Origin of the sequence: Mesorhizobium comanense (genome assembly GCF_005503535.1) — a bacterium.
Taxonomy (GTDB): Bacteria; Pseudomonadota; Alphaproteobacteria; order Rhizobiales; family Rhizobiaceae; genus Mesorhizobium; species Mesorhizobium comanense.
Window position 1 is genome coordinate 47,363 of sequence record NZ_SCNN01000031.1, and the last position, 18,521, is coordinate 65,883.

Sequence of the window (18,521 nt, forward strand, 5' to 3'; positions counted from 1 at the left end):
CCGGTTCGGTCCGATCAGGTCAGCGATGCCGTGAAACGCTGGATGCGCGTGCAGGCCTCTTCCAGCAGCGCGTCGGAAGTGGCGTAGGAGATGCGGAAGTTCGGGCCAAGGCCGAAGGCCGAGCCGAACACCACCGCCACGCCCTCGGCCTCGAGCAGTTCGGAGCAGAAGGCCTCGTCGGTGTCGATGACCTTGCCGGCCTTGGTCTTCTTGCCGATCAGCCGCGCGCAGGACGGATAGACATAGAAAGCGCCCTCGGGCGAAGGGCAGGTGATGCCGCGCGCCTGGTTCAGCATCGACACCACGAGGTCGCGCCGTCCCTGGAAGATGGCTTTGTTCTTGGCGATGAAGTCCTGCGGGCCGTTCAGCGCCTCCACGGAAGCCCATTGGGCGATGGTGCAGGCGCCCGAGGTCTGCTGGCCCTGGATCATGTCCATCGCCTTGATCAGCTGGACAGGGCCGGCGGCATAGCCGATGCGCCAGCCGGTCATGGCATAGGCCTTCGACACGCCGTTCATGGTCAGCGTGCGCTCATAGAGCTTCGGCTCGACCTCGGCGATGGTCTTGAAGACGAAGTCGCCATAGGTCAGGTGCTCGTACATGTCGTCGGTCAGCGTCCAGACATGCGGATGCTTGAGCAGCACGTCGGCCAGCGCGCGCAGTTCGCTCTCGGTATAGGCAGCGCCCGACGGGTTGGATGGCGAATTCATCAACAGCCATTTGGTCTTCGGCGTGATCGCCTTCTCCAGCACCTGCGCCGTCAATTTGAAGCCGTTCTCGATCGATGTGTCGGCGAACACCGAGGTGCCGCCGCAGATCGCCACCATTTCGGGGTAGCTGACCCAGTAGGGGCGGGGGATGATGACTTCGTCGCCGGGGTTCAGCGTCGCCATGAAGGCGTTGAACAGGATCTGCTTGCCGCCGGTGCCGACAATGGTCTGCTCCGGCTTGTAGTCGAGATTGTTCTCGCGCTTGAATTTCTTGGCGATCGCCTCGCGCAGCGGCACGATGCCCGAAACCGGCGGGTACTTGGTCTCGCCGCGGCGGATGGCCTCGATCGCCGCATTCTTGATGTTGTCGGGCGTGTCGAAGTCCGGCTCGCCGGCGCCGAGGCCGATAATGTCACGGCCGGCATTTTTCAGCTCGCGGGCTTTCTGCGTCACCGCGATGGTGGCGGAAGGCTTTACGCGGGAAAGGGTGTCGGCAAGGAAGGCCATGACCTTGTATCTCTCCTTGAGATCGGCGCGGCCAGGAGCGGCCGCGGCGCTTCTCATGTCGCATGAATCCCGACAGTGCAAGCCTTGTCGTCTGGGCCAGGTGGGCAGGCGCGGTCAATGAGCCGTGATTGGGAGCCGTGATCGGGAGCCGTGATTTTGAAGCACGGTCGGGAGCGTCGTCGGCAACAGAAAGTTCATTAACGGGCGGTAGAGGCTTGCATGTCAGGATCGCATTCCAATTCCGCCGGTTCGCGGAGCGAGGAACAGTGTCGCGCAGCATCGGGCTCGCCCATATCATCCGTCATGATGACGGCACCTCCAGCGGTGTCTGGGGCATCTATACGCTGCAGAGCGCCTTCCAGCCGATCTTTGCCTTCAACGACGGCAAGCTGTCCGTTGCCGCCTTCGAAGGGCTGATCCGGCCGTTCCGTGACGGCGAGCCGCAGTCGCCGATGACCTTCTTCTCGACCTGTCCGGCCGCCGACCGCCTGCATATCGAGGCGCTTACCAGGACGCTGCATCTGCTGAATGCCGGCGCCTGCCTGCCGCAGGAAGCGTCGATCTTCGTCAATTTCGATCCGTCGGTGTTCACCGAGCGGTCTATCGCCGACAATGCCCTGCGCGAAATGCGCCTGGTGCTGCACGAGGCCGGCATCGATCCGGGCCGCGTGGTGTGCGAGGTCACCGAGCAGCGGTCGGCGTCGCAGGAGACGCTGCACAGCTTCGTCGCGGCGCTCAAGGCCAGCGGCTTCCGCATCGCCGTCGATGACTACGGCGCCGACGATTCCGATATCAAGCGCATCAAGGAACTGAAGCCCGATATCGTCAAGTTCGACGCCCACTGGATCACGCAACTGATGGAATCCGGCGCCGGCTTCGCGCTGTTGACCACCATGGTGAGAACCTTCGAGGCGCAAGGCATCCGCACCGTGTTCGAGGGCATCGAGGAAGGCTGGCAGCTGGAGCTCGCCGAGAAGTCGGGCGCCTCGATGGTGCAGGGCTACGTGCTGGCCCGCCCGGAACTGGCGCCGACAAGTTTCCGCGTCTTCGGCAAGAGCAGCCCGGCGCCGGCCGCCGCCGCCAGCGGTGCGCCGGCAGCGCTGCCTGTCGCTCCGCGTACAGCCCGGCCGGCCAAGGCCTTCGGGCGCAGGGTGGCGCCATGAAGGTCGAGCGGCGGCGCAATGTCGGCGATTCGATCTTCGTCGACGAGGTCGGCATCGAATATGGCGTGCATGGCGACTTTCGCCTGCGCAGCGCCTACCAGCCGATCTTCTCGCCGCATGGCCATTTCCTGCACCCGGTGGCGGTCGAAGGCCTGATCGAGCCGCACCGCGCCGGCCGGCCGGTGGCGCCGCAGGCCTTCTTCGAAAGCGTCGCGCCCACGGATCGGCTGTTCGTCGAAACCATGTGCCGGATGCTGCATCTGCGGAATTTCAGCAATATAGGCGTCGACAGCCTCGACCTGTTCTTCAATTACAACCCGCTGGTCAACGACCATCCGGGGCGGGCATTGGCCGAGATCCGGCTGATGAGCAGGCATCTTGGCGAGCTTGGGCTGGCGCCCGGCATGCTTGTCTGCGAAATCACCGAACAGGCGGCCGACGATGCGCTGCTTGCCCGGCTGGTGCACGAAATGCGGCGCGACGGCATCCGCATCGCCATCGACGATTTCGGCACTGGTCACTCGACCGAGGAGAGGGTGAACCTGCTCAAGCCCGATATCGTCAAGATCGACGGCGACTGGTTCGCCGAGTTCTGCCGCCACGCTGCTGCGGAGCGGTTCTTCCGGCCGCTGGTCTCCAGCTTGCACGACCGGGGCGCCAGGGTGCTGGTGGAGGGCATCGAGCAGCCCAACCATCTTCGCGTCGCGCTCGATGCCGGCGCCGATCTGCTGCAGGGTTTCCTGCTCGCGCGGCCGGCGCTCGCCGGCACGATCTTCAAGGAAGAACCGCTCGCCGTGGATGGGCTGCTGGGTCGGGACAACAAGATCGTGCCGCTGTTCGGTTAGTTGGCGAAGTCCGCGGTGAGAGCGGCCTTCTCCCCGTCTCTATACGGGGAGAAGATGGCGGCAGCCAGATGAGGGGCAGCGCCGCCCTCATGCAGGTTGTGTGACGAACCGCGCAAATATGCTGATACGCCGCGCCGCCCCTCATCGCCCTGCCGGGCACTTCTCCCCGTATAGAGACGGGGAGAAGGCAGCTGTCGCTGCCGGTTTCGCCAATCATCAGCGTTCCTGATCGGCACAGACCAAAAGAAATGATTGGATGAAGCTACCGCCGCGGCGATAATTACGTCTCCAGGTGAGGACCGCCCATGATACTTTACGACATGATCGACAGCGGCAATTGCTACAAGCCGCGCCTGTTGATGGCCAAGCTTGGGCTCGCCTTCACCAGCATCGAGGTGAGTTCGCATACCGGAGACACGCGAAAGGCCGATTTCGTCGCCAAGAACCCGAATGCCATGGTGCCGCTGCTCGAGCTCGACGACGGCCGGCGGCTGGCCGAGTCCAACGCCATCCTGCTCTATCTCGCCGAGGGCACGCGCTTCCTGCCGGCGGACAGGTACGAGCGCGGGCTTGCCTATCAGTGGCTGTTCTTCGAACAATACAGCCACGAACCCTATATCGCCGTGCGCAAGGCGCTGCTGACCTTTCCCGAAAGGGCCAAGGACGCGACGCCGGAGCGGCTGGCGGTGACGCTGGAGCGCGGCAACAAGGCGCTCGGCGTGATGAACAGATATCTGGAAAGCCATGCCTTCTTCGCCGGCGCGTTCAGCGTCGCCGACATCGCCCTCTATGCCTACACGCACACGGCGGAGCAGGGGGGCTTCCAGCTCGACGCCTATCCCGCGGTGGCGGCCTGGCTGAAGCGCGTGGAGGCGGATCCCGGCCATGTGCCGATCGGGTGGGCCGGCTGAACACGGTGCCGCAGCGTACAGCCCGGCTGGTGCTGGTGACGCCGGACGGCGCGGTTGTCGGCAGCCTGCCGCCATTTCCCGTCGACGTTCCCTGGTGGCAGGAGGTGGAGTCCGTCGTGCGCGCCGCGCGCGAGCAGCATCGCGTCGACGTGACGATCCTGCGCCTGCTCGAAGCAACCCGCGACCAGGGGCCCGGCGGGGAAGTGACCTATCTGGCCGAAGTCGCCAAACCGGTGCCGGCGCAGGTCTGGACAGGGAAGACCGAAGCCCATCCGCTGCGCCAGGCCTATGCCAAGCCAGGCGGTCCCGCTGCCGACCTCGCCTGGGCGCAGCGTGTCCTTGCCGGACATGGTCTGGCGCCGACCGCCCGGCCGGTGCAGATCCGCAGTTGGAACCTCTCCAGCGTGTGGCGCATACCCATCGGACGCCACTCGGCGTGGCTGAAGGTCGTGCCGCCCTTCCTGGCGCACGAGGCGGCAATCATCACCGCGCTGGCCGGCCGGCATGTTCCGACGCTGCTTGGCCACGATGAAGGCGGACGGGCCCTGCTTGCCGAGATTCCCGGCGAGGACATGTATGAGGCCACGCTGCCGCAACTGCTCGCCATGGTGACATTGCTCGTCGATATCCAGGCTTCCTGGATCGGCCGGGTCGAGGAACTGCGCGCCATGCGGCTGCCCGATTGGAGGGGGCCAAGCCTGTCGGGCGCGATCGCCGACGTGGTGCGGCGGACGGGCCGGGAGCTTTCGGCGGACGAACAGGCGTCGCTGCTCGGCTTCGTAGACGGCCTCGCCGCCCGGTTTGCCGAACTCGAAGCCTGCGGACTGCCCGATACGCTTGTCCATGGCGATTGCCATCCCGGCAATTTTCGCGGGACGGGGCAAGAGTTCACATTGCTCGACTGGGGAGACAGCGGCATCGGCCATCCCCTGCTTGACCAGTCGGCCTTTCTCGAGGTGGTGCCGCCGCAGCAGGCCAAGACAGTCAGGGATCACTGGAATGGCGAGTGGCTGGCCCGGGTGCCTGGTTGTGATCCCACCCGCGCCGCCGCCCTGCTGGCGCCGATCGCCACGGCCAGACGGGCGGTGATCTACCAGATGTTCCTCGACAATATCGAACCGTCGGAGCGGATCTATCATCGCGGCGATCCGGCGGACTGGCTGCGCCAGACCGCGGCGCTCGTAAAAAACCGGGCTAACTGAGCCCGGCCGGGGCGGCCCGCTGAATTCCGGGCAAATAAAAAGGCGGGACAAAGCCCGCCTTCCCATTTTCGGTAGCCTGATCGGGAGCGTCCGGTCCGGGCTGGCAGCTATCTGCTGATCCAGCTTGTCGGGTCTTTCCGCTCCGGCGCGCTTCTCGCGCGACCGTCAGTACATCCGTGACTTGCCGCGCGCCCCGGGGTCTCACCCGGCGCGCGCCTTGTGCAAAATCAGGCTGCCTTGCTCAGAGAACCAGCGGACGACTTGCCGGTGCGGCGGTCCTGCTCGATCTCGAAGTTGATTTTCTGGCCTTCGACCAGGGTCGACATGCCAGCGCGCTCGACAGCGGAGATGTGGACGAAAACGTCCGCGCCGCCGGTGTCAGGCTGGATGAAACCGAAGCCCTTGGTGGCGTTGAACCACTTGACCGTTCCAGTTGCCATTTTAGATAGTCCTTCAACATTTGCTTAGTTTGACCAGACAAAGCCCGGCCGGTGTGCATCGAAATTTTGGAGATAGACGTCAGCAAACGCGAAGATCGCGAGGCCCGGATCGATCGGCCGAAATATCAATGGGGCTGATATAGGCTGCTTTCGTTCAAAAAACAAGACTGCGTGAGAAAGCTGTGATGCGGGGGTTGCCCAACGGAAGCCCCAATCTGGTGAAAGCGTTAATCGGGATCGCGCCGTCCACAGGCCATCGATCAGGGGAGGAAGCCATGAAAACCATTCTGCTCGCCGCTTGCCTGACGCTGGTGGCCGCCGAGGCGCAGGCGATCTCGCGCTACGATCCGACCCGTATGAGCTGCGGCAAGGTCCAGTCGACGATCGCGCGCCGGGGCGCGGTCATCCTGCGCTACCAGTCGACGCGCGTGCCGGGACTGCCGCTCTACGACCGTTATGTGCAGAGCCAGCAGTTCTGCACCATGGGCGAGGTGAAGACGCGCGCCTATGTGCCGAGCGCCGACACCAAGTCGTGCCCCGTCTACAACTGCAAGCGGCCCGACAATGACCGGCATTTCCGCCGGCGCTTCTTTCACAACAACTAGAGCCGGCGGCTCAGAATCCGAAAGATACCTGCGCGGGTGGCGGCGGGCCGACGCGCACGCCTTCCATGGCCAGCATCTTTTCCTTGGTGACCGAACCGCCGGGCGCCGAGAAGCCGCCGATCTTGCCGCCGGCGGCCAGGATGCGGTGGCAGGGGATGACCAGCGGCACCGGATTGGCGCCAAGGGCCGCCCCCGTTTCGCGCGGCAGGCCGGCATGGCCGGCGCGCCTGGCCAGTTCGCCATAGGTGGTGGTTTCGCCATAGCTCAGCTTTCGCGCGGCGCCATAGATGGCGAGGCGGAAATCGTCGATGCCGTCGAGGTCGACGGGAACGCCGGTGAAATCGACATCCTCGCCCGCCGCATAGGCCTTGATCGAGGCGATGAGTTCGACCACCCAGGGCGGCTGGACCGTGGAGGCGGAAACGCCGGCATGGCGCATCAGCCGGCGCTCGATCGCCTCGCGGCTGCGCTCGGGCAGGCAGAGCCTGATCAGGCCCTTCTCGCTCCAGGCAATGCCCATGAAGCCGATCACTGTTTCTAACACTGCGTGGCCTGATGTGATCGAAGGCGTCTTTTCCATGATGCGCTCCTTTCCGCAAAGCTGGCGAAAACCGGCATTTCCGCCAGTACATATCAGGAACAATATGGCATTGCCGCCCGCGTGCCGCCACCCGAAAACCATCAGATGGCCCCGATTGCTACCCAGGAATCGCTGGTGTAAGGGAAATCTTAACGACCCGACAAACCGGACTTCGAGCGCGGCTTGCCAGCAAAACAAACCCTTATCGCCATCGGCGTGATCGTGGCGGCTGCCGGCATGAGCGGCTGCACCTCGACCTCGCAGATGAAAACCGCGCCGTCTCTCACAGAAACAGCGACCGTTGCCGGCAGCGATGCCGGCTTCACCGTGCCGCTGCCCGAGACGGTTTCGGTGCTGCCGCAATCCTCGGGCATCGCCCCCGTCCAGACCGCCGAACTCGCGCCCGGCGCCGTCATCTCGGAAGGTGAGGCGGCAGTCGCACCAGCCAGCCAGCCGGCCGCCGTGACCGCGGCCTTTGCCGGCGCGACGCCGACGGCTCCGGCCGTGCCCGCCATCATGGTCGTCGGCACCAATGCCTGGCAGGCGCCGCCGCCCTCCAAGGCAGGTCAGCCGGTCAAGGCGGCTCAGCCCGTGATCAAGTCCGCCGAGACCTACACGACAGCCGGCCTCGTCGTGCCGGCGGTCGCCGGCGGCCAGAAAGCCATGCCCGGCGTGCAGCAGGTGGCCTACGTCGTGCCGCAGAACCCGGCGGCGCTGGTCCAGTTCCCGGCCGCGCCGCTCACCCCCGCCGAGCCCGAACAGCACGCAACCGGCATGCGCGGCGACGTCGACCGGCTGATCGTCAAATACGCCGCGCTCTACGAGGTGCCGGTGGATCTGGTGCGCCACGTCGTCAACCGTGAAAGCACCTACAATCCCAAGGCCTACAATAACGGCCACTGGGGCCTGATGCAGATCAAGCACGCGACGGCGCGCGGCATGGGCTATGACGGCCCGGCCAAGGGCCTGTTCGATGCCGAGACCAATCTGAAATACGCGGTGAAATATCTGCGCGGCGCCTGGCTGGTGTCCGGCGGCAATTCGAAGAAGGCCGACTGGCTCTACCAGACCGGCTATTATTTCGACGCCAAGCGCAAGGGCCTGCTCGAAGCAACCGGCCTCGGCGTCGACCGCAAGCGGCGTCCCCAGCCCGACGCCTGAGCCCGATGTTCGAGCCGGGCCTGCAGCGACCCAACGACATTAGGCTGCGCAAGATTCTCGACGATACGCTGGTCGCGCCGCGCTGGCCCGATGGCTTCGTCATGCGCGGCTTCGCGCCCGGCGACGCGTCGGCGCTGCATGCGCTGCTGAGCGAAGTGTACGACGACGGCGCCGAAGGTCCCTTCGAAGAATGGTGGCCGAACGTCGCGGGCGATGCCGAGTTCGATCCGGCGCTGTGTTTCCTGGTCATCGACGCCAAGGGCCGGCTGGCGGCGGCGGCCTTGTGCTGGACTTCGGCCTTCGTGAAGGATCTCGTCGTGCATGCGCAGGCACGCGGCAGAGGCATTGGCGAGGCGCTGCTGTGGCACGCCTTCGCCGTGTTCCGCGACCGGGGCGCCGCCCATGTCGACCTCAAGACCAACACGGTGGAGAGCGCTGCTGCCGTGCGGCTCTACAACAGGCTGGGCATGTTCGAGGTCGACTGGGCGGGCTGATCAGATGTCAGGCGCGTTGCCGATCTTCTTCTTCAGTTCGATCGCCCAGGCACGGCCCTCGTCGCCGCCCCACAGCAGCCAGGCGATGTAGCCGGCCGAGGGATTGTCCTCATTGCCGTAATTCCTGCCGCGCTTGTCCACCTCGTGGCGGGCGAAGTAGCTGACCATGCGGCGGATGGTGGAGGGCGACAAGTTCCGGCGGCTTTTCAGTTCGGTGGCGCGCGCGACGCCGATCTCGGTGCCGCCGCGGCCGAACTCCTTGCGCAGCCGCAGCCCCTTGGCGGCGTTGTCGGCCACCACTTGCGGGCAGCGCAGGTCGATCTCGCCGTCTTCGGTCATCGCGTTGTCTCATCCCGTTTCATGCAAGGTTTAGCCGATGGAAAGAATGCGGCAAGGCAGGGCCGGTTCCGCTCCTGTAAAAAATGTCGGAACCGATCAATGTCGGAACCGATCGGGGCGGCACGTCCTTGGGTGGCAGAGCAACACGCGCCGGGACGCCGCCGCGACAAAAGGGAGCCGATCATGATCACCTTTCCCAATGAATCCGCCAGATACCGCACCGCGCGCGAAAAGCTCCTGAAGAAGGAGATCGAACTGCGCCGCGCCATGGAGGCCGTGGCCGAGGCGCGCCGTGCGCTGCCGCCCGGCGGGCTGGTGCCGCAGGACTATGTGTTCGACGGGCTGGACGCCGGCGGCAAGCCGGCCAAGGTCAAGCTGTCGGAACTGTTCGCGGGGGTCAAGGACACGCTGATTCTCTACAACATGATGTTTCCGCGCCACCCGCTGGAGACACGCGACGTGGCGACCGGCGGCGGCACGGCCAGGCTCGCGCGGGCAGACCAGCCATGCCCGTCCTGCACCGCGCTGCTCGACCAGTTGGACGGCGCGGTCGGGCATCTCGAAGGGGCCGGCTTCAACTTCGCCGTGGTGGCGAAAACCGCGCTGGAGAATGTCGTCACGCTCGGCCGGGACAGGGGCTGGCGCAACATGCGGCTGCTGTCCTCGGCGGGGAACAGCTTCAAGCGCGACTACAATGCGCAGGATGCCGACGGCGCCCAGCTGCCGCTGATGTCGGTGTTTCGCCGCGACGCCGACGGCATCAGGCATTTCTGGTCGTCGGAACTCGGCTTCGCCCCACCCGAACCCGGCCAGGACCCGCGCGCCATCGGCACCTGCGAGATCCTGTGGAATTTGATGGACTTCACGCCGGAGGGCAGGCCCGACTGGTACGAGCAGCTGCAATATGGCGGGGCGTGTTGCCATTAGAGGCTTCCCCTTCTCCCCTTGTGGGAGAAGGTGGCCTCGCGAAGCGAGGTCGGATGAGGGGTGTTCCAGGGAACGCCGACTTTACTTATTGTCCCGCAATGCCACACCAACCCATCCCGCCAGAAAAAAGACGTTTCGCCAGAACCTTAAGGCACGAGCCGACCGAGGCAGAGGACAAGCTTTGGCACGAGTTGCGCGGTCGAAAACTGGATCGGATCAAATTCCGCCGCCAAGTGCCGATTGGACGTTTCATCGCCGACTTTCTTTGCGCTGAGGCAATGCTGATCGTTGAGATAGACGGTAGCCAGCACGCGGATTCTGGTCACGATCGTGAGCGGGACGCCGAACTGAAACTGCGGGGATTCCGCGTCCTGCGCTTCTGGAATGATGATGTGCTGCGAGAACTGGATTCAGTCTGTGACACCATCATTGCCTATGTTCGCGACGCGAGTTTGCAGCCATGGCGGTGATGGCGGTAATTTTGTGCCGTCTTGGTGGGGCGGGCTTTCTCGAGTAGCTGTATCGCCCGGCTGGAGCACCCCTCATCCGACCTCGCTTCGCGAGGCCACCTTCTCCCACAAGGGGAGAAGGGAAGACCGCGCCCCAGCTGCCAATCTCCCCCCTTGAGGGGGAGATGTCCGGCAGGACAGAGGGGGGCGCCGTAGAGCGTGACATGAACCACAAAATCGAGGAAGCACCTATGCCCAAGATCGACCTCGCCGCCGTGCCCGCCCGCAAGGGCTCGCCCTATCCAGCGCCCTTCGACCAGCCCTGCGCCACCCGCATCCGCCGCCGCCTCGGCGATGCCGGCGGGCTCACGGATTTCGGCGTCAACCTGATGACACTGCCGCCCGGCGGCTGGTCGAGCCAGCGCCACTGGCACAGCCATGAGGACGAGCTCGTCTATATCCTGGAAGGCGAGCTGGTGCTGGTCGAGGATGGCGGAGAGACGTTGCTCAAAGCAGGCGACTGCGCCACCTTCGCCAAGAACAGCGGCAACGGCCATCACATGATCAACCGCTCGTCGGCGACCGCGCGCTACCTTGAAGTCGGCTCGCGCGACATGGACGATGTCATCACCTGTTCCGACATCGACATGATGAGCCCGAACTCTGACGGGCGATTTTTGCACAAGGACGGCACGCCGTATCCGGGGCAGGGGTGAGCAAGCGCGACCTTCCCCTTCTCCCCTTGTGGGAGAAGGTGGATCGGCGCGTCAGCGCCGAGACGGTTGAGGGGTGTTCCAGCGGACTGAGGCCTTGGCGTTCCCTGGAACACCCCTCATCCGACCTCGCTGCGCGAGGCCACCTTCTCCCACAGGGGGAGAAGGGGAGGGCTGGCGTTCCCTCGCCGCCGCGCTAAGCTCCCTCACAAAGCCCCGGGGAGCACCACCATGAAGAAACAAGTCATCGAAGTGCCCGTCATGTCGGACAAGGTGCGGGCGCTCGGCCTGCCCTGTTCGACGGCGGTGAAGGCCAACGGCTTCGTGTTCATCTCGGCGACGCCGCCGGTGGACATGGTGACCGGCGAGATGGTGCGCGGCGACATCGAAACGCAGACCGAGGCGTCGCTGAAGGCGCTGAAGCACTGCCTGGAAGCGGCCGGCACGTCGCTGGAAAACGTGGTGATGGTGCGCATCTACGCCGTCAATTCGGGATTCTACAACGCGATCAATCGGGTCTATGCCCGGTATTTCAGCGTGAACCCGCCGGCGCGGAGTTTTGTGCCGGTAGCGTCCTGGCCGATGGAGTTCGATATCGAGATTGAGTGCGTGGCGGTGGCTTGACCTTCCCTTCTCCCCTTGTGGGAGAAGGTGGCCTCGCGAAGCGAGGTCGGATGAGGGGTGTTCCAGGAAACGCCGACGTCTCACTCCGCTGGAGCACCCCTCATCCGTCTCGACGCTAAAGCGTCGATCCACCTTCTCCCACAAGGGGAGAAGGGAGGAACGCCGCCGGTGGACATGGCGACTGGTGAGATGGTGCGCGGCGACATCGAGGTCCAGACCGAGGCGTCGCTGAAGGCGCTGAAGCACTGCCTGGAAGCCGCCGGCACCTCGCTGGAGAATGTGGTGATGGTGCGCATCTACGCCGTCAATTCCGGTTTCTACAGCGCGATCAACCGGATCTATGCGCGGTACTTCAGCGTGAACCCGCCGGCGCGGAGTTTCGTGCCGGTGGCGTCATGGCCGATGGAGTTTGATATCGAGATCGAGTGCGTGGCGGTGGCTTGACCTTCCCTTCTCCCCCTGTGGGAGAAGGTGGCCTCGCGAAGCGAGGTCGGATGAGGGGTGTTCCAGGAAACGCCGACGTCTTACTCCGCTGGAGCACCCCTCATCCGTCTCGACGCTAAAGCGTCGATCCACCTTCTCCCACAAGGGGAGAAGGGAAGAACGCCGCCGGTGGACATGGTGACCGGCGAGATGGTGCGCGGCGACATCGAGGTTCAGACCGAGGCATCGCTGAAGGCTCTGAAGCACTGCCTGGAAGCGGCCGGCACCTCGCTGGACAACGTGGTGATGGTGCGCATCTACGCCGTCAATTCGGGATTCTACAATGCGATCAACCGGGTCTATGCGCGGTACTTCAGTGTGAACCCGCCGGCGCGGAGTTTCGTGCCGGTGGCGTCCTGGCCGATGGAGTTTGATATCGAGATTGAGTGTGTGGCTGTGGGGTGAGAGGACACCAGGGCGGTATCATCAGCAGATAAATAAGAGCTACAGTGAAACTCTAAACTGATCAAGAGATACATTTATTTTATTTGGCACGGCCAATTCATAACCCTTACTTATATTTCTTCTGACGTGAATATGCCAGTATTTCCTGCCGTTGTCTTGCGAGGCGTGCAGGTCCGGCAACGCCTTGGCAATCACGGATCTGGGTATGGCAAATGCGCTATCAAGGTCAAGGCAACCAAGAATAAAATATGCCTTGAGGGCTTCCTTCAAAAAATCATCCCATTTTGGGTGATATGCAAACCAGTAAGGCGTCCCGCTATCGAAGCCTTTTGATATGGTGCATACGACTCTTGTCGTAGAATCCGAATTCTCAAACCAAGTTCGACTAACTGCCTTTAGATCGGTGCCTAGCCAAGAAGACATCGCCCTGATAATCTGTTGCCTTTTCGTGGTGATATTTTTGTTGTCGTTTCTCCGGGGGTTTTCTATTTTTGAGAATACCGCACCTCTTATGATCGCGCCGTCGAAATTCGCGTTACCCAATCTGGCTCGCGTGAAATCGGATCCGGTAAAATCGAATCCCTTCAAACTACAACCCGAAAAGTCCATACCCTCAAAATTAGCGAATCTGAAATCTAGTTTCGGATCAAGGCCCGAAATTTCCACAAGCTTTACAAAATTTTCTGTATTGGCTGCATCAATTTTTTTCAAATAATTATCGATAAACATCATTATATTTCCATTTCACAAAGCGCTGTTCTCTTTCCGCAAATCGATTTTCTAATTAATAGTCTGGCAACGCCGAATTTATTTCCTGAATATGAGCCGTCTGGTCTTCTAAATAAAAGCGCATCGTATGGAATTTCGAAAGAGACGCGTACTATGGCTTTTGGTCCATTAGGCTCAGCTCGACAAAATCGATCGTGCCGAATAAGGGTCCCCAGTAAAGGTTTGTGGGCACGTTCTGAAGTCAGGCTCCAGGTCGGATTAGAAGCGGTGCCGTGGGCCAATATAGGTTTATGCGTTTCCAAGAATTTTGTGACACTAACGGTAGTTTTCTTTTCGGCGCGAGAGCGAGATGATTTAACGCTTCCTCCTGGAATAGAAGCTGTGATTGATCCGGCCCAACCGAAATCGGTGTTATTGGTGACCTCAGTAGTCTCTGAGTTTTCATGGGAAAATTCAACGTCTGTTAAAGTGACAGGATCGTAAGCCCAATCTTCCTCCGGAAAGGTACACCCTTCTGCTTCGAAATGAATGAGCACGCGATTGACCGAATAGCTAATTCTTGGGACACGCCAGTTCGCTTCGGCTTCTTCACCCCTTACGGTGAGGCCCAAAACCTTTCCAATCTTATTTGTAGCTGAAAGCGAAAGGGACGCGCTAACGACGTTTTTCCGAGTATCCACCAAACCGTCCTGAGTCGACGCAAACTAAGAGAAGATTAGCAAGCGTTTGCTTACATCACAAACAATTCGATATCTTCCGGACAAGCGTGCAGTCTTTGCCTCAGGTCTACGCAAAATACTCCTGCAGCGGCCGAACCTCCAGGCTCCCCGCCTTCAGCGCCGCAATCGCCTCCGCCACGGCCGCCGCCCCAGACAGCGTCGTATAATACGGCACCTTCTGCATCAGCGTGGCCCTACGCAGCGACTTTGAATCCGACACCGCCTTTTGCCCATCCGTCGTGTTGAACACGATCTGGACCTGGCGGTTGCGGATGGCGTCCTCGATGTGGGGGCGGCCTTCGAGCACCTTGTTGATCTTTTCGGCCACGACGCCGTTTTCGGCGAGGAAGCGGGCGGTGCCTGAGGTGGCCAGCACCTTGAAGCCGAGACGGGCAAGACGCTGCACCGCCGGCAATATGCCTTTCTTGTCCTCGTCGCGCACCGAGACGAACAGCGTGCCGGAGCGCGGCAGGTCGACGCCGGCGCCGAGCTGGCTCTTGGCGAAGGCGAGCGCGAAGTCTCGGTCGAGGCCCATGACCTCGCCGGTCGAGCGCATTTCCGGGCCGAGCAGGATGTCGACGCCGGGGAAGCGGGCGAAGGGGAAGACGGCTTCCTTGACCGCGATGTGGCCGGGGTTGCGCGGGTCGGGCATCGCGCCGTAATGCGCGAAGGCGTCTTCCAGCTTTTCGCCGGCCATGATGCGGGCGGCGATTTTCGCGATCGGCCGGCCGATGGTCTTGGCGACGAAGGGCACGGTGCGCGACGCCCGCGGGTTGACTTCCAGCACATAGACCGTGCCGTCCTTGATGGCGTACTGCACGTTCATCAGGCCGCCGACATTGAGCGCGCGGGCAAGTGCCGCGGTCTGGCGTTCCAGCTCGTCGACGAGGTCCGAGGGCAGCGAGTGGACGGGCAGCGAGCAGGCCGAATCGCCCGAATGGATGCCGGCCTCCTCGATGTGTTCGAGAATGCCCGACACGAAGGTCGCCTTGCCGTCGCAGAGGCAGTCGACGTCGACCTCGATGGCGCCCGAGAGATAGGTGTCGAACAGCAGCGGGTTCTTGCCGAGCAGCGTGTTGATCTGGCCGGTCTTGTCGTTGGGATATTTCTGCTTGATGTCCTCCGGCACGAGGCCGGGCACGGTGTCGAGCAGGTAGGATTGCAGCATGCCCTCGTCATGGATGATCTGCATGGCGCGGCCGCCCAGCACATAGGAGGGGCGCACCACCAGCGGGAAGCCGAGCTCGCCGGCGACGAGGCGGGCCTGCTCGACCGAATAGGCGATGCCGTTCTTGGGCTGGCTGAGGTTGAGCTTGTGCAGCAGCTTCTGGAAGCGGTCGCGGTCCTCGGCGAGATCGATCATGTCGGGCGAGGTGCCGAGGATCGGGATGCCGGCCTTTTCCAGCGCGTCCGCCAGTTTCAGCGGCGTCTGTCCGCCGAACTGGACGATGACGCCGACCAGTTCGCCCGAGGCCTGCTCGGCGCGCAGGATCTCCAGCACGTCCTCGGCCGTCAGCGGGTCGAAATAGAGCCGGTCCGACGTGTCGTAGTCGGTCGAGACGGTCTCGGGGTTGCAGTTGATCATGATGGCTTCATAGCCGGCGTCGCGCAGCGCGAAGGCGGCATGGCAGCAGCAATAGTCGAACTCGATGCCCTGGCCGATGCGGTTCGGGCCGCCGCCGAGGATGACGACTTTTTTCCGCGACGACACGTGGGCCTCGTTGGCCAGTGCACCGGCGAAGGGCACTTCGTAGGTCGAGTACATGTAGGCGGTCGGCGAGGCGAACTCGGCCGCGCAGGTGTCGATGCGCTTGTAGACGGGATGGACGTCGAGCTTGTCGCGAATCTTCGCAATCGCTTCGGCGTCGGTCTTCGTCAGGGAGGCGAGGCGGGCATCGGAGAAGCCCATCGCCTTCAGCATGCGCAGATTGACGGCGTCCTGCGGCAGGCCGTGCTCGCGCACGCGGGCTTCCATGGCAAGGATGCCTGATATCTGCTCGAGGAACCACGGGTCGATCTTGCACATTGCGTGCACGTCTTCCAGCGAGGTGCCCATGCGGATCGCCTGCGCCACCATGCGCAGCCGGTCGGGCGTCGGCGTGCCGAGTGCGGCACGGATGGCGTTGCGGTCGTCGGCGCTGTTGCCGGAGCTCAGGCCGGGGATTTCGATCTCGTCGAGGCCGGTGAGGCCGGTTTCCAAGCCGCGCAACGCTTTCTGCAGCGATTCCTGGAAGGTGCGGCCGATGGCCATCACTTCGCCGACCGACTTCATGGCGGTGGTCAGCACCGGCTCGGCGCCGGGGAATTTCTCGAAGGCGAAACGCGGGATCTTGGTGACGACGTAGTCGATCGACGGTTCGAAGGAGGCGGGCGTGGCGCCGCCGGTGATGTCGTTCTCCAGCTCGTCCAGCGTGTAGCCGACGGCGAGCTTGGCCGCGATCTTGGCGATCGGGAAGCCGGTGGCCTTGGAGGCGAGCGCCGAGGAGCGCGACACGCGCGGGTTCATCTCGATGACGACGAGGCGCCCGTCCGCCGGGTTGACGGCGAACTGCACATTGGAGCCGCCGGTCTCCACCCCGATCTCGCGCAGCACCGCGATCGAGGCGTTGCGCATCATCTGGTATTCTTTGTCCGTGAGGGTCAGCGCCGGGGCGACGGTGATGGAATCGCCGGTGTGCACGCCCATCGGGTCGATGTTCTCGATCGAGCAGACGATGATGCAGTTATCCGCCTTGTCGCGGACGACCTCCATCTCATACTCCTTCCAGCCGAGCACGCTTTCCTCGATCAGCACTTCGGTGGTCGGCGAGGCGTCGAGGCCGGACTGGACGATGTCGTAGAATTCGGCGCGGTTGTAGGCGATGCCGCCGCCGGTGCCGCCCATGGTGAAGGACGGGCGGATGATGGCGGGCAGGCCGACATGGTCGAGCGCCTGGGCGGCGATGGCCATGCCATGGCTGATATAGCGCTGCTTGCGGTCGCCTTCGCCGAGGTTCCAGCGGGTTTCCAGCGCGTCCAGCGCGGCGTCGAGATTGTCGGGCTTCTCGGCCTTCAGCGCGGCACGCTCGGCCTCGTGCGTCTTGCGGTCGGCGTTCTTGACCTCGGTGGCGTTGGCCAGCATCGACTTCGGCGTTTCCAGGCCGATCTTGCTCATGGCCTCGCGAAACAGCGCGCGGTCCTCGGCCTTGTCGATGGCGTGCGCGTCGGCGCCGATCATCTCGACATTGTAGCGCTCCAGCACGCCCATGCGGCGCAGCGACAGCGCGGTGTTGAGCGCGGTCTGGCCGCCCATGGTCGGCAGCAGCGCGTCGGGCCGCTCCTTGGCGATGATCTTGGCGACCACTTCGGGCGTGATCGGCTCGATATAGGTGGCGTCGGCCAGTTCCGGGTCGGTCATGATGGTGGCCGGGTTGGAATTGACCAGGATGACGCGGAAGCCTTCCTCCTTCAGCGCCTTGCAGGCCTGGGTGCCGGAATAGTCGAATTCGCAGGCCTGGCCGATGACGATGGGGCCGGCCCCGATGATCAGGATCGACTTGATGTCGGTGCGTCTTGGCATGGTCGAAAATTCCGTTCGGCGAGCGGCTTGCACGAAAAACCGGGACGGGAAGACCCGGCCGGTTGTGCTTGCGATTCTGGTATCAGGCTAGGAGGGCCTTATAGGGAAGAGTTTTGCAGGATGTAACCCCGAAAATGAAGGGAGTAGGGAGTAGGGAGTGACGCTCCTTGCCCAATGCCTAATCCCTATTGCCTAGCACCTAATCCCTATTGCCTAGCACCTAATCCCCCAGCGCCAGCTGGTCCGTGATCTCGAACCGCTCCGACACGCCGACGCGGATCATGTTCAACGTGCCTTCCCTGGTGAAGCGGAAGTCGCTGCGCGAGTTCGAGCCGGCGGGCTGGCCGGCGTAGAAGGAGATGACGCGGGTGCCGCCGTCGGGCCAGGTCACGGTGACGTCGGCCTTGTTGGCGCCGCCGCGCACGACGCTGACTTCGCAGCGCGTCATCGGCTGGCCGACATAACGGGCGCAGGGGATTTCGCCGGTCGCGTCGGGGGCGCGGGCCAGGGGCTGCGCCGGCTGCTGCGGTTCGACCCGCGCCACGGTCTGCGGGTCGATGGCGGGCTGCGCCTCCGTGCTGCCAGGCCGGGGTGTCGGCACCGGAATCCCCTTCGCGACGGGAGCCGTGCTGTTGTCGGCCGGGGGATCGGCCACCGGTTCGGCGGCGGCTTCCTGGACCGGTTGTTCGTCCGTCTTCGACGCGTCGGGCACTGTTGCCGCCGCCACGGGCGGCGCCGGCGGTGGGGTGACGGTGGCGGTCGCCACGGGTGCCGGCGCCGGGGCCTCTGCCGGGCTCCTGATCTCGCTGGTCATGGGATTGTCCTGCGCGGCGAGCGCCAGGCCATAGGCATCCTGCATGGCGGTGGCCGTGGCCGACTTCGGCGGTTCGGGCGCGGCCGGATGGGGCGCGTCGCCGAGGCGCGCCGTCAAATCGGGCGGCGGCGCGGCCGGGGGT

20 protein-coding genes and 1 pseudogene are annotated in these 18,521 nt (G+C 63.6%); 13 read left to right on the plus strand and 8 right to left on the minus strand.

From position 1 onward, the window contains the following. Positions 1 to 14: 14 nt before the first annotated feature. The gene (locus FFS37_RS31810) at positions 15 to 1,217 is read right to left on the minus strand and encodes a pyridoxal phosphate-dependent aminotransferase (protein WP_137934929.1); all 1,203 of its coding nucleotides are present in this window, start codon (positions 1,215 to 1,217) and stop codon (positions 15 to 17) included. 266 nt (positions 1,218 to 1,483) lie between these two features. On the opposite strand from FFS37_RS31810, the gene FFS37_RS31815 reads away from it, so the two are divergent. The 4 genes from FFS37_RS31815 to FFS37_RS31830 all read left to right on the plus strand — a co-directional run bounded on the left by FFS37_RS31815 (position 1,484) and on the right by FFS37_RS31830 (position 5,338). After that, positions 1,484 to 2,380 (plus strand): EAL domain-containing protein, encoded by an 897-nt coding sequence (locus tag FFS37_RS31815; RefSeq protein ID WP_137934906.1) that lies wholly within the window; start codon positions 1,484 to 1,486, stop codon positions 2,378 to 2,380. Continuing rightward, entirely contained in the window at positions 2,377 to 3,225 is an 849-nt protein-coding gene (locus tag FFS37_RS31820; protein WP_137934907.1) for an EAL domain-containing protein, read from the plus strand. Before FFS37_RS31815 ends, FFS37_RS31820 begins: the two co-directional genes overlap by 4 nt. 305 nt (positions 3,226 to 3,530) lie before the next feature. Then, on the plus strand, positions 3,531 to 4,136 hold the full coding sequence (locus FFS37_RS31825; RefSeq protein ID WP_137934908.1) for a glutathione S-transferase family protein: 606 nt from the start codon (positions 3,531 to 3,533) through the stop codon (positions 4,134 to 4,136). 5 nt (positions 4,137 to 4,141) lie between these two features. Then, positions 4,142 to 5,338, plus strand: a complete 1,197-nt coding sequence (locus FFS37_RS31830) for a phosphotransferase family protein (RefSeq protein WP_137934909.1) — start codon at positions 4,142 to 4,144, stop codon at positions 5,336 to 5,338. A gap of 227 nt (positions 5,339 to 5,565) precedes the next feature. Here FFS37_RS31830 and FFS37_RS31835 read toward each other — a convergent pair whose 3' ends face one another. After that, positions 5,566 to 5,778 (minus strand): cold-shock protein, encoded by a 213-nt coding sequence (locus FFS37_RS31835; RefSeq protein ID WP_137934910.1) that lies wholly within the window; start codon positions 5,776 to 5,778, stop codon positions 5,566 to 5,568. Positions 5,779 to 6,053: 275 nt separating this feature from the next. Between FFS37_RS31835 and FFS37_RS31840 the strand changes: the two genes are divergently transcribed. Then, positions 6,054 to 6,383, plus strand: coding sequence for a hypothetical protein (locus tag FFS37_RS31840; RefSeq protein ID WP_137934911.1), 330 nt, complete (start codon positions 6,054 to 6,056; stop codon positions 6,381 to 6,383). Positions 6,384 to 6,393: 10 nt separating this feature from the next. Here the strand turns inward: FFS37_RS31840 and FFS37_RS31845 are convergent, their stop codons facing one another. Beyond that, complete coding sequence (locus FFS37_RS31845; protein ID WP_137934912.1) at positions 6,394 to 6,963, minus strand: methylated-DNA--[protein]-cysteine S-methyltransferase; 570 nt, start codon at positions 6,961 to 6,963, stop codon at positions 6,394 to 6,396. 183 nt (positions 6,964 to 7,146) lie between these two features. Between FFS37_RS31845 and FFS37_RS31850 the strand changes: the two genes are divergently transcribed. Both FFS37_RS31850 and FFS37_RS31855 read left to right on the plus strand, forming a co-directional pair. Next, positions 7,147 to 8,124: a lytic transglycosylase domain-containing protein gene (locus FFS37_RS31850; RefSeq protein ID WP_137934913.1), complete on the plus strand. Its 978-nt coding sequence runs from the start codon at positions 7,147 to 7,149 to the stop codon at positions 8,122 to 8,124. A 5-nt stretch (positions 8,125 to 8,129) separates the two neighbouring features. Further along, on the plus strand, positions 8,130 to 8,618 hold the full coding sequence (locus FFS37_RS31855) for a GNAT family N-acetyltransferase (protein WP_137934914.1): 489 nt from the start codon (positions 8,130 to 8,132) through the stop codon (positions 8,616 to 8,618). Here the strand turns inward: FFS37_RS31855 and FFS37_RS31860 are convergent, their stop codons facing one another. Beyond that, positions 8,619 to 8,957, minus strand: a complete 339-nt coding sequence (locus FFS37_RS31860; protein WP_137934915.1) for a hypothetical protein — start codon at positions 8,955 to 8,957, stop codon at positions 8,619 to 8,621. 183 nt (positions 8,958 to 9,140) lie between these two features. On the opposite strand from FFS37_RS31860, the gene FFS37_RS31865 reads away from it, so the two are divergent. From FFS37_RS31865 to FFS37_RS31895, 6 genes and pseudogenes are all read left to right on the plus strand, one after another. Further along, on the plus strand, positions 9,141 to 9,884 hold the full coding sequence (locus tag FFS37_RS31865; protein WP_137934916.1) for a DUF899 family protein: 744 nt from the start codon (positions 9,141 to 9,143) through the stop codon (positions 9,882 to 9,884). Between the two features lie 98 nt (positions 9,885 to 9,982). Next, positions 9,983 to 10,354, plus strand: a complete 372-nt coding sequence (locus FFS37_RS31870) for an endonuclease domain-containing protein (protein WP_137934930.1) — start codon at positions 9,983 to 9,985, stop codon at positions 10,352 to 10,354. A 230-nt stretch (positions 10,355 to 10,584) separates the two neighbouring features. Continuing rightward, positions 10,585 to 11,049, plus strand: coding sequence for a cupin domain-containing protein (locus tag FFS37_RS31880; protein WP_137934931.1), 465 nt, complete (start codon positions 10,585 to 10,587; stop codon positions 11,047 to 11,049). 228 nt (positions 11,050 to 11,277) lie between these two features. After that, a complete protein-coding gene (locus FFS37_RS31885; protein WP_137934918.1) occupies positions 11,278 to 11,670 on the plus strand; it encodes a RidA family protein in 393 nt (130 codons plus the stop codon). Positions 11,671 to 11,829: 159 nt separating this feature from the next. Further along, a pseudogene (locus FFS37_RS31890) lies at positions 11,830 to 12,114 on the plus strand (Rid family hydrolase); the annotation flags it as partial. A 102-nt stretch (positions 12,115 to 12,216) separates the two neighbouring features. Beyond that, entirely contained in the window at positions 12,217 to 12,558 is a 342-nt protein-coding gene (locus tag FFS37_RS31895) for a Rid family hydrolase (RefSeq protein ID WP_332313173.1), read from the plus strand. A 39-nt stretch (positions 12,559 to 12,597) separates the two neighbouring features. Here the strand turns inward: FFS37_RS31895 and FFS37_RS31900 are convergent, their stop codons facing one another. The 4 genes from FFS37_RS31900 to FFS37_RS36275 form a co-directional block, all read right to left on the minus strand. Continuing rightward, entirely contained in the window at positions 12,598 to 13,290 is a 693-nt protein-coding gene (locus FFS37_RS31900; protein WP_137934919.1) for a pentapeptide repeat-containing protein, read from the minus strand. Further along, positions 13,290 to 13,967 carry a hypothetical protein gene (locus FFS37_RS31905; protein WP_137934920.1) on the minus strand — a complete coding sequence of 226 codons (678 nt, stop codon included), beginning with the start codon at positions 13,965 to 13,967 and terminating at the stop codon, positions 13,290 to 13,292. Before FFS37_RS31905 ends, FFS37_RS31900 begins: the two co-directional genes overlap by 1 nt. Positions 13,968 to 14,073: 106 nt before the next feature. Then, the gene (carB, locus tag FFS37_RS31910) at positions 14,074 to 17,565 is read right to left on the minus strand and encodes a carbamoyl-phosphate synthase large subunit (RefSeq protein WP_137934921.1); all 3,492 of its coding nucleotides are present in this window, start codon (positions 17,563 to 17,565) and stop codon (positions 14,074 to 14,076) included. A 220-nt stretch (positions 17,566 to 17,785) separates the two neighbouring features. Next, positions 17,786 to 18,424, minus strand: a complete 639-nt coding sequence (locus FFS37_RS36275; RefSeq protein ID WP_332313169.1) for a hypothetical protein — start codon at positions 18,422 to 18,424, stop codon at positions 17,786 to 17,788. Between the last annotated feature and the right edge of the window lie 97 nt (positions 18,425 to 18,521).

Excerpts from the sequence above, each read along its gene's own strand:
- FFS37_RS31885 (WP_137934918.1), top strand. The coding sequence starts at position 11,278 with ATGAAGAAACAAGTCATCGAAGTGCCCGTCATGTCGGACAAGGTGCGG.
- FFS37_RS31845 (WP_137934912.1), bottom strand. The coding sequence starts at position 6,963 with ATGGAAAAGACGCCTTCGATCACATCAGGCCACGCAGTGTTAGAAACA.
- FFS37_RS31865 (WP_137934916.1), top strand. The coding sequence starts at position 9,141 with ATGATCACCTTTCCCAATGAATCCGCCAGATACCGCACCGCGCGCGAA.
- FFS37_RS36275 (WP_332313169.1), bottom strand. The coding sequence starts at position 18,424 with ATGCAGGATGCCTATGGCCTGGCGCTCGCCGCGCAGGACAATCCCATG.
- FFS37_RS31870 (WP_137934930.1), top strand. The coding sequence starts at position 9,983 with ATGCCACACCAACCCATCCCGCCAGAAAAAAGACGTTTCGCCAGAACC.
- FFS37_RS31855 (WP_137934914.1), top strand. The coding sequence starts at position 8,130 with ATGTTCGAGCCGGGCCTGCAGCGACCCAACGACATTAGGCTGCGCAAG.
- FFS37_RS31840 (WP_137934911.1), top strand. The coding sequence starts at position 6,054 with ATGAAAACCATTCTGCTCGCCGCTTGCCTGACGCTGGTGGCCGCCGAG.
- FFS37_RS31860 (WP_137934915.1), bottom strand. The coding sequence starts at position 8,957 with ATGACCGAAGACGGCGAGATCGACCTGCGCTGCCCGCAAGTGGTGGCC.
- FFS37_RS31880 (WP_137934931.1), top strand. The coding sequence starts at position 10,585 with ATGCCCAAGATCGACCTCGCCGCCGTGCCCGCCCGCAAGGGCTCGCCC.
- FFS37_RS31825 (WP_137934908.1), top strand. The coding sequence starts at position 3,531 with ATGATACTTTACGACATGATCGACAGCGGCAATTGCTACAAGCCGCGC.
- FFS37_RS31900 (WP_137934919.1), bottom strand. The coding sequence starts at position 13,290 with ATGATGTTTATCGATAATTATTTGAAAAAAATTGATGCAGCCAATACA.
- FFS37_RS31810 (WP_137934929.1), bottom strand. The coding sequence starts at position 1,217 with ATGGCCTTCCTTGCCGACACCCTTTCCCGCGTAAAGCCTTCCGCCACC.
- FFS37_RS31835 (WP_137934910.1), bottom strand. The coding sequence starts at position 5,778 with ATGGCAACTGGAACGGTCAAGTGGTTCAACGCCACCAAGGGCTTCGGT.
- FFS37_RS31820 (WP_137934907.1), top strand. The coding sequence starts at position 2,377 with ATGAAGGTCGAGCGGCGGCGCAATGTCGGCGATTCGATCTTCGTCGAC.
- carB (WP_137934921.1), bottom strand. The coding sequence starts at position 17,565 with ATGCCAAGACGCACCGACATCAAGTCGATCCTGATCATCGGGGCCGGC.